Raw genomic sequence first — 12,697 nt, forward strand, 5'->3', positions numbered from 1 at the left:
GCCTGCTGCCCGCCGTGACCTCCTCGCGGTAGCCCGGCACCGCCGCCGGCCTGCCGCCCCGCTGCTGTCGGGCGCCCGCCTGGCGCCTCGCGCCCCCGTCGAGCCGCCTTCTCAGGCCTCTGCCTGCGCGGCGCGCCGTCGTCGCGCCCACCAGCACGGGTTGCCGCCTGCTCACGTTGCCCGCTCATGTTGAAGGATGTCGTGTTGCCCAGTTCCCCCACGCCCGCCCGCCCGCCCGCCGCCCTGGCCACGCGTCTGCGGCCGGGCCGCCCCGCCTGGCTGTCGCCGAAGGTCGCCCGCACCGAGATCCTGGCCGGGCTGGTGGTCGCGCTCGCCCTCATCCCCGAGGCGATCTCCTTTTCGATCATCGCGGGAGTCGATCCGAGCGTCGGCCTGTTCGCCTCCTTCACCATGGCCGTGGTCATCGCCGTCGTCGGCGGGCGCCCCGCGATGATCTCGGCAGCCACCGGCGCCATCGCCCTGGTCGTGGCGCCGCTGGTGCGCGAGCACGGCCTGGGCTACCTGATCGCCACCGTCATCCTCGGCGGCCTCATCCAGGTGGTGCTCGGCGCGCTGGGGGTGGCCAAGCTGATGCGCTTCGTGCCCCGCTCGGTGATGGTCGGCTTCGTCAACGCCCTCGCCGTCCTGATCTTCATGGCGCAGGTGCCCGAGCTGGTCGACGTGCCGTGGGTGGTCTACCCGCTGGCGGGCGGCGCGCTGGCGCTGATGGTGTTCCTGCCGCGGTTGACCAGGGCGATCCCGGCCCCGCTGATCTCCATCGCCGCGTTGACCGCCCTGACCGTCGGCGCCCACCTGGCCGTGCCGACGGTCGGCGACCGCGGCGCGCTGCCGTCCTCGCTGCCCGTCCCCGGCCTGCCCGGGGTGCCGTTCACCTTCGACACCCTGTCCCTCATCGCCCCGTACGCCCTGGCCTTCGCGCTGGTCGGGCTGATGGAATCGCTGATGACCGCCAAGCTTGTCGACGACCTGACCGACACCCGCTCCAGCAAGACCCGCGAGTCCATCGGCCAGGGCATCGCCAACATCGTCACCGGCCTGTTCGGCGGCATGGGCGGCTGCGCCATGATCGGCCAGACGATGATCAACGTGAAGAACGGCGCCCGCACCCGGCTGTCGACCTTCCTGGCCGGCGCCTTCCTCATGGTGCTCTGCATCGTCTTCGGCCCGCTGGTCTCCCAGATCCCGATGGCCGCGCTGGTCGCCGTCATGATCCTGGTTTCGGTCGGCACCTTCGACTGGCATTCCATCGCCCCGGCCACCCTGAGGCGCATGCCCGCCGGCGAGATCACCGTCATGGTCGTCACCGTCGCCGTCGTGGTCGCCACCCACAACCTGGCCATCGGCGTCGTCGTCGGCTCGCTGACCGGCCTGGTCATCTTCGCCCGCAGGGTCGCTCATCTGGCGCAGGTCTCCGCCGTCGTCGACCCCGACGGCGGCCAGGCCCTGTACGCCGTCACCGGGCAGCTGTTCTTCGCCTCCAGCAACGATCTGGTCTCCCGGTTCGACTACGCCGGCGATCCCGACCACGTCGTCATCGACCTGTCCGAGGCTCACATCTGGGACGCCTCCAGCGTCGCCGCGCTGGACGCCGTGCAGGCCAAGTACGCCGCCCGCGGCAAGACGGTGGAGATCGTCGGCCTCAACGAGCCCAGCGCTCGCATGCACGGCACCCTGTCCGGCGAGCTGTCCGGCAGCCCCTGACCCCCCGGCCACCGACCCTCCGGCCACCGACTCCCGGCTCACTGGCTCACGGCGCCGAGCCCGGCCGGGCCGTCCGGTGGCGGGTTCTCTGCTCCTCGCCGCCCATCTGACGACGTTCGGTGTGGCAACGTCGCGTCAGCGAGGCGAGCATCCTTGGCCTGGAAGGCGCACGTCCAGCGGCGCGCAGGCGTGGTAGCTTTCGCGGCGCAAGGCATTGCGGATAACTGGTTCAGTCAGAGGGCCCGGTGAAGCGACCGACGATTGCGGACATCGCCCGGCGGGCCGGGGTGTCGAAGGTGGCGGTCTCCTACGCGCTGAACGGCCGGTCCGGGGTGTCGGAGACGACCCGGGCCAGGGTCATCGCCATCGCCGAGGAGATCGGCTGGCGACCGAACAGCGCCGCCCGCGCGCTGAACGGCGCGCATGCCCGCTCCATCGGCCTGGTCCTGTGCCGTCCTGCGCGGGTCCTCGGCATGGAGCCGTTCTTCATGGAGCTCATCAGCGGCATCCAGGACGAGCTGTCCGCCCGGTCCTACGCCCTGATGCTGCAGGTCGTCAAAGACCACGCCGAGGAGATCGAGATCCACCGGCGCTGGTGGGGCGAGCGGCGCATCGACGGCGCGATCCTCGTCGACCTGCATCTGAGCGACCCGCGCGTGGCGGTCATGCAGGAGCTCGGCATGCCGGTCGTCGTGATCGGCCATCCATCGGCGGCGGGGTCGCTCACCTCGATCTGGTCCGACGACAGCGCGGCCGTCAGGGAGACGGTCCAGTACCTGGCCGCGCTCGGCCATCGGCGCATCGCCAGGATCGCCGGGCTGCCCGAGCTGGTCCACACCGTCCAGCGAGACCAGGCCTTCACCCGGACCTGCGCGGAGCTCGCCCTCGACCATCACGTCATCGAGCACACGAACTACACCGGCGAGCAGGGAGCGCAGGCGACCCGGCGGCTGCTGAGCGCGCCCGGCCGTCCTTCGGCGATCGTCTACGACAACGACATCATGGCCGTGGCCGGGCTGTCCGTCGCGCAGGAGCTCGGGATGGACGTTCCCGGTGAGCTGTCCATCGTGGCGTGGGACGATTCGCCCCTGTCGCAGGTGGTGCGTCCGCCGCTGTCCGCGGTGGGCCGCGACATTCCCGCCCATGGCGCCCACGCTGCGCAGATGCTCTTGTCGCTGATCGCGGGTGAGCAGGTCCAGGACGTTCAGGACGTGGCCGCCGGTCTCACCCCCCGAGGGAGTACCGGGACGGCGAAGCGGTCACCGTAGCTCCACGCCTCGTAGCGCCCAGCACCTGGCGGTGAGGGGGATGGAGCCGTCCGGGTCCGACGGCAGCCGGGCCCGCAGCAGGTCGCGCCGGTGCCGCAACCCACATCCAGCCAGCGCCCGCCCGCCGGCACCTCCAGCCGGCGCAGGAAGGCATCCGCGACGGGGCGGCTCCATCGCCCGACGTAGGCCTCGTAGGCGTCTCCGGCGGCCCCAGGTCTCATGCTGGTGCGTCACATGGCGACGATACGGCCGCGACCGTCGTTTCGGCGGAGCGCGGGACGCTCATCATGGCCGTTCCCTGTGAAGCAGGCGAGCCGCTCGCAGGGCGGTGAGCATGCCGTGCAGTCCCATCGCGGCGGCCAGGCAGGCCAGAGGTATGGCGGGCAGCACGTAGCGATGGTCGAAGTCGAGCGCGGCCACGGGCCCGACCAGCAGGAACATCGACATCGCCCACGGCAGCAGCGCGGCCCTGCGCCACAGCGCGGCGCTGAGGCCGCCGGCCAGCAGGAGCAGCCCGAACAGCGTGCCGTGCAGGAACCACGGGTAGCGGTAGTGGGACAGGATCGTGCCGTACGGCTCGACGGAGGCCATGCCGCGGATGTCGTTGTCGTACTCGGCGCGCACCTTGTTGACGAGGGGGAAGTGCCACGGCAGGTCCCACGCCCCCTGGGGAAAGGTCAGCGCGGGTGAGACCCGCTTGGGGTGGGCGACCGGTGTCCAGGTGAAGGCCAGGGAGGTGTCCTTGACCACCTCGCGCAGATAGTCGAGAGGCTGGGCGAGGATGACCTTGGTGGCGAAGGACCTGGCCAGGTCGTTGTGGGCGAACCTGCCTCCCGGCATCCGGTTGAGCGAGGCGCCTGCCGCCCAGACGTACTCCGAGGCGGCGTCGACCACGGTGCCGTTGGGGCAGAGCTCGGCCTCCTCGGGTGTCAGCTCGACGCGCCGGCAGTCGGCGAAGGTCATCGTCCTGGCCCACAGCGACACCCCGTCGGCGCCGGAGAGAGCGAAACGGCCATGGTGGTGCTGGTACCAGCCGGCGTAGGCGGCCAGCGGGATCGCTCCTGCGAGCATCAGCGCGATGACGGGGCGCCGGCCCGCCCGCCGTGCCAGAAGGTAGAGCAGGGCCAGGCCGAGAAGGGGGACGGCCGCGGTGCGGGTGAGCCCGGCCAGCGCCAGCAGCAGGCCGGCGGCGGCGCTCGAGGCGATCGTGGTGCGCCACATGAGCAGCGTCAGCGCCGCCATGATGAGGAAGTACACCTGCAGGTCGGACAGGATCGCGTGCTCGAGGCGGACGAAGGCGGGGTCGAACAGCACCGGCACGGTGGCGAGCGTGGCCGCCCAGGCGGGCACCGACCAGCGGCGCAGCAGCAGGTAGATCATGACGGCCACGCCCAGCCCCATGACGTGCTGCAGGCCCGCCACCAGCTTCACGTCGGAGAACGGCCACAGGAACCAGGAGTAGCCGGCCGGGTGGAAGGCGCCGCCAGGCCGCATGTGGAGCGCGGTGTCCAGGTAGGTGAAGGAGTCGTACCAGTACAGCTGGGCGGTGGTGTAGCCGAGCATCACCAGTGCGCGCAGGGTCGCCGCCGCGGCGAGCGCGATCCCGAACAGGAGGTGGCCCCGCTGCCGGCGCGGGACGAGCGCGGGCGGCGAGGGCCGCAGAATTGTCGCGGTCATCGGGCCAGTCCATTGATCGCCCGCTAACCTGAGCGTCACTAAAAGTGGTTATGTCCGCGTTATATGCGTCTGTGAATCATCGGGGGAATGGAGGCGCGGGTGCGGGTGCTGATCGCCGAGGACGAGCGGATGCTCGCCGACTCGATCGCCGAGGGTCTGAGGGGTGAGGCCCTGGCAGTGGACGTCGCCTACGACGGGGAGGCGGCGCTCGAACGGCTGGCCGTGCACGACTACGACGTTCTCGTCCTGGACAGGGACCTGCCGGGGGTGCACGGCGACGAGGTGTGCGGGCGGGTGGTCGAACAGGGCCTGATGGTCAGGATCCTCATGCTGACCGCCGCCTCCGAGGTGCGTGCGCGCGTGGCGGGCCTGTCGCTGGGGCCGACGACTACCTGCCCAAGCCGTTCGCGTTCGAGGAACTGCTGGCCAGGATCCACGCGTTGAGTCGCAGGGCCAGGCCGGCCGATCCGCCGATGCTGGAGCGGGCGGGCGTCAGGCTCGACTGGGCGCACCGGCAGGTCTTCCGGGAAGGCCGCTACGTGCCGCTGGCCCGCAAGGAGTTCGGCGTGCTGGCCGAACTGCTGCGCGCCAGGGGCGCGGTGGTCTCGGCCGAGGCGCTGCTGGAGAAGGTGTGGGACGAGCACATCGACCCGTTCACCAACACCGTCAGAACCACGATGACGAAGCTGCGCAAGAAGCTCGGCGAGCCGCAGATCATCGAGACCGTCCCAGGATCGGGGTACCGCATTCCATGAGCATCCGCCTGCGTTTCGGCCTGGCCTGCGGCGGGGTGTTCCTGCTCGTCGGCGCGCTCGTGCTGGCCGGTCTCTACCTGGTGGTACGGCAGACGCTCGAGCCCCGCAGGGGCCTGATGACCCCGGAGTTCATCAACACGCAGAACGGCTTCTTCGGCAAGGGGAGCCGCGGTTACGAGATCACCGCGGAGAGGGCGGCCACCGTACGCCGCGTCTACCAGAGCGATGCCCTGGCCAACGTGCGCACCTACGGCGCGCTCATCGTGCTGGGCGGCGCCGCGGCCGCGGCCGGCGTGGGCTACGGCGCCGCGGGCTGGGGGCTGCGTCCCCTGCGAGCGGTGACGCGCACGGCCAGGCGGGTGGCGCAGGGCCACGACCTGACCGGCCGCATCGGCTACAAGGGTTCCAGCGACGAGCTGGAAGAGCTGGCGGGCATCTTCGACACGATGCTCGGCAGGCTCGCCCGCTCCTTCGACGGGCAGCGCCGCTTCGTCGCCAACGCCTCGCACGAGCTGCGCACCCCGCTGACGATCAACAGGACGCTGGTGGACGTGGCAGTGCGCAGGCCCGAGGCGACCGACGACGTCAAGCGGCTCGGCGAGTCGCTGCTGCTGGTCAACGCCAGGCACGAACGGCTCATCGACGGACTGCTCGCCCTGGCCGAGGGGGAGAACAGCGTGCTGGACCGGCGTCCCTTCGACCTCACCGACGTGGCCGAGCACGTGCTGGACGCCGTGGCGGGCGAGGCCGCCGAGCGGGAGGTCACCATCCACCGGCTGCTGGACACCGCGCCGACCGCGGGGGAGGCGGTGCTGGTGGAGCGGCTGGTGCAGAACCTGGTGGAGAACGCGATCAGGCACAACCACGTCAAGGGCGAGGTGTGGGTGACAACGCGGCAGCGGGCCGAGCAGGTCGAGCTGGTCGTGGCCAACACGGGGCTGCAGGTGCCGCCGTACGAGATCGAGGCCATCTTCGAGCCGTTCAGGCGGCTGCACGGCGACAGGCTCCGCTCCGACAGGGGCAGCGGTCTCGGCCTGTCGATCGTGCGGGTCATCGCCGAGGCGCACCATGGCACGGTCGCCGCCCGTCCCCGTGAGGAGGGCGGGCTGACGATCACCGTCGAGCTGCCCGTCCAGCACTGACCGCGGGGCAGCCGCTCCCGGGTGGCCCCGCCACGCGCTGCGTGGCGGGGCCTGTTCTTTCGGAGGTCAGACGCCGAAGGGGGCCGGGTAGACGATGGTGCCGCCGGGCACGGGCAGGGAGTCGTCGAACACCAGGGCCATCATCGCCTCGTCGGGGACCTCGAAGGACGGGCGGATGCCGTACCGGGAGGCAGGCACGAACCCGAACCTGGGGTAGTACTCGGGGTGGCCGAGAACGAGAACGAGGTTCTCGCCCAGGTCACGGGCGGCTCGCAGGCCCGCGAGGATCGCCGCCGAGCCCGCGCCCCGCTTCTGGTGGCTGGGCAGCACGGCGCAGGGGCCGAGCGCCAGGGCCGGGCTTCGGTCCACGTGGCACCGGGTGAGCAGCGCGTAGCCTGCGACGGTGCCGTCGGCGTCCTCGGCGACGACGGACAGGCCCGGCAGCCACGCGGCGTCGGCGCGCAGCGCCTCGACGAGGTCGGCCTCCAGCGGGGTGGGGAAGGCGCCGAGGTTGACCTCACGGATGGCGGGGATGTCCCGCTCGGTCTCCGCGCGGGTGGTCCAGATCTGCGACACGGTGATGCTCTCTTTCGTGATGGTGAGGTCGGTGAGGTGGAAGGCGTCGATCTCGCTCATGAGCGGCGCTGCCTGTCACGGAAGGCGTAGGTCTGGCGCAGCGAGCGGGTGATCGCCTTCTTGACGTCCTCGCGCTGGGCTCGCGCGTCGCTGCGGGAGGTCGCCCACTCGTTCTCGCGCTGCAGCTTGCGGTAGCTCGCCAGGCGACGCCGGTCCAGCTCGCCGGAGGCGATCGCGGCCTGTACGGCACAGCCGGGCTCGCGTTCGTGGGCGCAGTCGGCGAACCGGCAGTCCCTGGCCAGCTCCTCGATCTCGGCGAACACCTGCTGCAGGCCGTCGTCGGCGTCCACGAGGCCGATGCCGCGCAGGCCGGGGGTGTCGATGAGCACGCCGCCGTTCGGCAGCGGGACCAGCTCGCGACGGACGGTGGTGTGGCGGCCCTTGCCGTCCTGGGCCCGCACCGCCCCCGTGGCCAGCACCTCGGCGCCCAGCAACGCGTTGCCCAGCGTGGACTTGCCCGCGCCGGAGGGCCCGAGCAGGACCACGGTCCCTGTCAGCACGCCGGCCAGCGCGTCGAGCCCCTGCCCTGTCTCCGCGCTGGTGGTGATCACGCTCACGCCCGGAGCCAGCCGGGCGGCATCGTCGGCCGACCGTGTGGGGTCGGCCACCGCGTCTGCCTTGGTCAGCACCAGGACCGGTACGGCGCCGCTCTCCCACGCCAGGGCGAGCAGCCTTTCGACGCGGCCCGGATTGGACGCTGTGGCCAGGGAGGAGACCACCGCGACCGTGTCGACGTTGGCCGCCAGCGCCTGGCCGTGCGACCTGCGCGAAGGTGAGGAGCGGACGATGACGCTGCGGCGCGGGAGCAGCGCCGCGATCTCGGGTTCGGCGCCGGGGCGTACGGCGGCCCAGTCGCCCGTGCAGGGGGAGGCCACCGGATCGGCCGTCTTGACCTGCGAGGTGCCGGCGCGCAGCGGGCCTGTCTCGGTCACCGCGTCGCACCTGCCGCGGTCGACGGCGGCGATACGCGCGGGGACCAGGCCCGCGGTGCGGTGAGGAGCGAAGGCTCGTTCGAGCTCGTCGTCCCAGCCGTAGGCGGACAGGCCGCCTGGAATGGAGGTGTAAGAAGACAACAGTCTGGAACCCTTTGCCAGAAGGGCCCTCGGTGAACGGGACTGTCGCGCCCGATGCGGGCAGCGGTTAGTGGAAGGTCAGCCGAGGACCAGGGACGTAAGGATGGACCCGGCGCTGCGGAAAGCAGCCATCGCCACGACGGTCATCAACCTCACCTCCCTTTCAGAGTTCCGCTACCTGTTGCCGCTCTGAACCTACCACATCGATCATCGTCGCCGGTCCGGTGCGGCGCAGCCGGGCGATCACCACCGCCGTGCACGCGCTCGCGACGGTCACCAGCGGGACAGGGCGAGGACGAGGCCGAGGCCGGGTGATGGGCCGCCGGTCAAGGCCCTTGCGGTTCCGTCATGCCGGCTGCTCGACCCGCGGTTCGCCTCGGTTTGCCCGCGTAGGACGAGGTTGCTAGCGTCTTGAGGGATGTGATCGCCGCGGGTGACGAGGGAGGTTGATGAATATGGCTGCCACCGGCCGTGTTCAGCATGCCCTTGTCCGGTCCGCGCGTGGTTGATGCGCGGCCCGGTCGTTCGAAAACGACCAGGAGTGTCACGTGTCTTCTTTCATCTCACCGGCCGATGCCGACCTGAGCACCGACCGCCTCATCCTGCGGACCTGGACCGCGGGCGAGGTCGCCGCCGTCCTGGACGGCCGCAGGCTCGCCCACTGGGCCGAGGACTTCCCCGCCGAGGGTGACCGCGTCATCGCGGGTCTGTTCGGCGAGCACCCCGGCTGGCTGGGCGAGTACGGTCACCGTCAGATCATCGAGCGCTCGACGGGCCTGGTGATCGGCTCCATCGGCCTGTTCTGGCCGCCCTCCGACGGCACCCTCGAGATCGGGTACGGCGTCGTCGCCTCCAGGCGGGGCCGCGGCTACGCTTCGGAGGCCACCAGGGCGCTGACGCGCTTCGCCTTCACCGCCCCCGGCGTCCACACGGTGAGCGCCGACGTGGAACCGTCGAACCCGCCCTCGCTCCGCGTGCTGGAGAAGGCGGGCTTCCAGCGATGGAGCTCTGAGGAGAACCTGGCCAGGTTCCGCGCCACGAAGTAACCCTCTGCGGGGTCGGCGGCACGCCGCCGACCCCGCGTCACCGGCCCGGTGCGCTCAGGGCCTGGCCGGGATGGACCACTGCTGGTTGGCGTTGCTCCCGCAGGTCCAGATGATGAGGCGGGTGCCGTCGGCGCTGCTGCCGTTGGCCGCGTCGAGGCACTTGCCGCTGGCGGCGTTGACGACGCGGCCGTTGCTGTGACTCCATTGCTGGTTGGCGCCGCCGTTGCAGCTCCACTGGGTCACCGGCGCGCCGTTGGCGCTGCCGTTGGCGTCCAGGCAGGCGAACAGTTTCGAGCGGATGGTGCCGTCGTAGGCCCAGACCCACGCCTGGCCCGCGCCGCCGTCGCACGGCTGAAGGAGCGCGGGGGTGGCGTCGCCGGCGTCGGCGACGTTGACACACTTGCCGCCGATGCCGCTCATCTGGCCCATGACCGAGTTGCCGATGGCGTTGACGTGCGTCGCCGTCGATCCGCTGACGGTGACGGCGGCCTTGTCCGTGCAGGTCTGACCGGCGTGCGCGCTGGTGACCCTGGCCCGCAGGGTGCCGTTGTTGCCGACGGGCGCGGTGATCCTGGCACGGGAGTAGGGCTCGGTGGCGCAGGAGGAGCGCGGGTCGCTCCACCTGTAGTACTCGGCCCAGCTGACCGATCCCGGTGACATGGTGTCCGCGCCCACGCGGATGCTGCCGAGTTTGAACTGGGCGTTGGTCGAGGTGTTGGTGACGGTCATGCCCCACCAGCCGCTGCCTTCCGCGCGGTAGTGGAAGCGGTAGGTCTGTCCGGGGGTCCAGGTGTGCCAGATGCGGCAGCTCATGCCCTCGCCCTCGCCGCCGAAGGCCTCGCACCAGCTGCCCTGCGAGCCTGGCCTGGCCTCGGTGACGTCCCAGACGGAGAACAGGAACAGGCGGCGGGTGGTGCTGGCGTTGGTCTGCAGACCGGCGTAGCCGCCGTGGCCGTTGGTCCAGGAGACCTGGTTGGACCAGTAGACCTGCGACTGGTCGCCGGGATCGGCGTCGACGGTGATGGTGTAGGCGACGTCGCCGAGCCCGCTGACGCCGTCGAACTGCCAGTTGGAGTAGGTGCCGGGGGTGTCTCCCGCGTGTGCCGCGCCGCCGGGTAACAGGGCGGCGGTGATGCCGGCGACGAGGAGGAGGATCAGCCGGAGCCGGTTGCGGCGGTGGCCGCAAGGCCGGAAGGGGGTGGGGGGTGTGGCGTCCACGGTGCTTCCTTTCTCGAGCTTCGGATGTGGCCGCGCCGGTACGGCGGGCTGCTGCACGAAGACCCCGAGCCGAGGAGCCGATCTCTTGATCGGACCTCTCGCCGAGAAGGTAACAACGGGTTGATATCCCTGGTAATGGACAAACGTCGGGCGGGCTTGGACGTTTCAGCGGGCTGCAAAGTCGTACACGCCCTCGCGGTCGCGTCCAGCCTGTCCTACGCCTGTGACTCCAGCGAGGCGAGCGTCTCGCGCAGCCAGGTCAGCTCCGTTCGTGTCGTGGCCGTCGCGATCGTGAACAGGCCCTGGCGGAACGGGTCGTCGAAGTCGGCGGCTCGCAGGGGCCGGTCGCCGTCCCAGAAGAAGCTCGCCGGCTGGGTGAGGAAGTGCAGCCTGCGGCGCAGTACCGCCGCCTGCCGGGCGGGATCGTCCAGGTGGCGCAGGAAGGCCAGCAGGGTGAACCAGCGGTTCTCGTCGGTGATGAACAGCTCGTCGGGGTCGCGCAGCCGGTTCAGCAGCTCCTGCTCGCCGACCGGGGTCAGCGACAGCATGTGCCGGGGCGCCGCGACCTGACCGGGTTGCAGCTCGCGGCGCAACAGGCCGGCTGTCTCCATGCGCTTGAGCAGCGGGTAGAGCGTGCCGTCGGCGATGGGCCGCACGTGGCCGGTCAGGGCAGCGATACGTCGTCGCAGGTCATAGCCGTGCAGCTGCGCATCGTAGAGGAATCCGAGGACGGCGAGCTGCATCATGGCTCCACTGTACCCCGCTGGCGGGATATATCGGGTTCGAGGTATAGTCGGCGCCATGCACAGCGCACAGGTCCTCCCCGACGGCTCCCGCATTCGCTGGGTCGAGATCGCGGGCGTCGAGCCCACCCTGGTCTTCGTCCACGGGCTCGGCGCGAGCTCGGCCCCCTACTTCGCCCCTGTGGCGGCGCACCGGGCCCTCGCCGGTCGCCGGTCACTCCTGATCGACATGCTGGGTTTCGGGATCAGCGACCGCCCCACCGAGCCGGCCTACACCCTGGAGGAGCACGCCGACGCCCTGGCCGCCGCGCTGGAGCAGGCCGCGGTGGGCGCCGCGGACATCGTCGCGCACAGCATGGGCGGCGCGGTCGCCGTCACGCTGGCCGCCCGCCATCCGCACCTGGTGGGACGGCTGGTCCTGGCCGACGCCAACCTCGACCCCACGCCGCTGCCGCAGACCAAGCGGCCTGGCAGCTCCGGCATCGCCGTCTACCGCACCGAACAGGAGTTCCTCGACCACGGCTGGAAGGAGACCATGGACTTCGTCGGCCCGCAGTGGGCGGCGACGATGCGCCTGGCCGGACCAGAGGCGCTCTACCGCAGCGCGATGAATCTCCTGCGCGGCACCGTGCCGACGATGCGGGAGAACCTGGAGAAGCTACCGATCCCGCGAGCGTTCCTCTATCCGGCCGCGGACGGCGTGCGCGCCGACACCGAAAGCCTCACCGGCGCCGGCGTCCGCGTCATGGCGATCCCCGAGTGCGGGCACAACATCATGCTGGACAACCTCGACGGGTTCGCCCACGCTGTCGCCGACGCGCTGAGCGCCTAGAGCGCGGCGGCACCCGCGCCACCGAAGGGGCTACGCCGCGGCTCGCGCGCGGTGCCGGCGTACCGCGTCGCAGTTGGCGCACCGCGCGGAGCAGTAGCGCTGCCGCCCGGTGCGGGAGGTGTCGGCGAAGATCGTGGCGCACTCGGTCAGGGCACACCGCCGAAGCCGGTGCATGCCCCGTCCTGCCAGGTGCAACGCGGTGCCGACGGAGATCAGCGAGAACAGCACGGAGCCGAGCGGCTGGCGGTTGTCGCGGTAGTGCAGGTGCCAGCCGTGGCCGGCGTGGTCGGTCAGCCGCGGGTAGGCGGCGGCCGCCGCCAGCATCCGGTTGACCAGGTCCGCGCGTTCGCGGTCGTCGACGGCGTCGACGACCTTCTCCCACTCGTCCAGTACGGCCAGGACACGGTCCACGTCCTGCGAGGTGACCGGGCTCTCCAGCACCAGCCCGGCGGAGCGGCAGCGGTCGGCGAGCTCCTCCGCGCTCGCCGGGCGCCGGTTGGCCAGGTCCGCGGCCAGGTTCACGGCGTCCTCGCCGTAAGGGTTGAGGTGCATAAGCCCATTACATCAGGCTGGTCGGCATGGAAC

At 71.2% G+C, this 12,697-nt stretch carries 11 protein-coding genes and 1 pseudogene; 6 read left to right on the top strand and 6 right to left on the bottom strand.

All coding sequences use genetic code 11. The features are described 5' to 3' along the window. Window positions 1-186: 186 nt before the first annotated feature. Entirely contained in the window at window positions 187-1,722 is a 1,536-nt protein-coding gene (locus ABFX55_RS00285) for a SulP family inorganic anion transporter (RefSeq protein ID WP_428834752.1), read from the top strand. Window positions 1,723-1,967: 245 nt separating this feature from the next. Beyond that, window positions 1,968-2,990 (top strand): LacI family DNA-binding transcriptional regulator, encoded by a 1,023-nt coding sequence (locus ABFX55_RS00290; RefSeq protein ID WP_346116454.1) that lies wholly within the window; start codon window positions 1,968-1,970, stop codon window positions 2,988-2,990. A gap of 285 nt (window positions 2,991-3,275) precedes the next feature. Here ABFX55_RS00290 and ABFX55_RS00295 read toward each other — a convergent pair whose 3' ends face one another. Continuing rightward, complete coding sequence (locus ABFX55_RS00295) at window positions 3,276-4,667, bottom strand: hypothetical protein (protein WP_346116456.1); 1,392 nt, start codon at window positions 4,665-4,667, stop codon at window positions 3,276-3,278. A 99-nt stretch (window positions 4,668-4,766) separates the two neighbouring features. Here ABFX55_RS00295 and ABFX55_RS00300 point away from each other — a divergent pair. After that, window positions 4,767-5,422 (top strand): annotated as a pseudogene (locus ABFX55_RS00300) (response regulator transcription factor). Then, the gene (locus ABFX55_RS00305) at window positions 5,419-6,564 is read left to right on the top strand and encodes a sensor histidine kinase (protein ID WP_346116458.1); all 1,146 of its coding nucleotides are present in this window, start codon (window positions 5,419-5,421) and stop codon (window positions 6,562-6,564) included. The pseudogene ABFX55_RS00300 and the gene ABFX55_RS00305 overlap by 4 nt, the downstream one beginning before the upstream one ends. Window positions 6,565-6,630: 66 nt before the next feature. Here the strand turns inward: ABFX55_RS00305 and ABFX55_RS00310 are convergent, their stop codons facing one another. Together ABFX55_RS00310 and rsgA are read right to left on the bottom strand one after the other, a co-directional pair. Then, window positions 6,631-7,200, bottom strand: coding sequence for a GNAT family N-acetyltransferase (locus ABFX55_RS00310; protein WP_346116460.1), 570 nt, complete (start codon window positions 7,198-7,200; stop codon window positions 6,631-6,633). Beyond that, window positions 7,197-8,273 (bottom strand): ribosome small subunit-dependent GTPase A, encoded by a 1,077-nt coding sequence (gene rsgA / locus ABFX55_RS00315; RefSeq protein WP_346116461.1) that lies wholly within the window; start codon window positions 8,271-8,273, stop codon window positions 7,197-7,199. Before rsgA ends, ABFX55_RS00310 begins: the two co-directional genes overlap by 4 nt. Window positions 8,274-8,821: 548 nt before the next feature. Between rsgA and ABFX55_RS00320 the strand changes: the two genes are divergently transcribed. Continuing rightward, window positions 8,822-9,319 carry a GNAT family N-acetyltransferase gene (locus ABFX55_RS00320; RefSeq protein WP_346116463.1) on the top strand — a complete coding sequence of 166 codons (498 nt, stop codon included), beginning with the start codon at window positions 8,822-8,824 and terminating at the stop codon, window positions 9,317-9,319. A gap of 54 nt (window positions 9,320-9,373) precedes the next feature. On the opposite strand, the gene ABFX55_RS00325 is transcribed toward ABFX55_RS00320, so the two are convergent. Together ABFX55_RS00325 and ABFX55_RS00330 are read right to left on the bottom strand one after the other, a co-directional pair. Beyond that, window positions 9,374-10,537 carry a ricin-type beta-trefoil lectin domain protein gene (locus ABFX55_RS00325; protein ID WP_346116465.1) on the bottom strand — a complete coding sequence of 388 codons (1,164 nt, stop codon included), beginning with the start codon at window positions 10,535-10,537 and terminating at the stop codon, window positions 9,374-9,376. Window positions 10,538-10,752: 215 nt separating this feature from the next. Then, entirely contained in the window at window positions 10,753-11,283 is a 531-nt protein-coding gene (locus tag ABFX55_RS00330) for a PadR family transcriptional regulator (RefSeq protein WP_346116467.1), read from the bottom strand. A 55-nt stretch (window positions 11,284-11,338) separates the two neighbouring features. On the opposite strand from ABFX55_RS00330, the gene ABFX55_RS00335 reads away from it, so the two are divergent. Beyond that, entirely contained in the window at window positions 11,339-12,112 is a 774-nt protein-coding gene (locus tag ABFX55_RS00335) for an alpha/beta fold hydrolase (RefSeq protein WP_346116468.1), read from the top strand. A 30-nt stretch (window positions 12,113-12,142) separates the two neighbouring features. Here the strand turns inward: ABFX55_RS00335 and ABFX55_RS00340 are convergent, their stop codons facing one another. Further along, entirely contained in the window at window positions 12,143-12,664 is a 522-nt protein-coding gene (locus ABFX55_RS00340; protein WP_346116470.1) for a CGNR zinc finger domain-containing protein, read from the bottom strand. Window positions 12,665-12,697 lie beyond the last annotated feature (33 nt).

Source organism: Nonomuraea roseola (assembly GCF_039535395.1).
GTDB classification, from domain to species: Bacteria; Actinomycetota; Actinomycetes; order Streptosporangiales; family Streptosporangiaceae; genus Nonomuraea; species Nonomuraea roseola.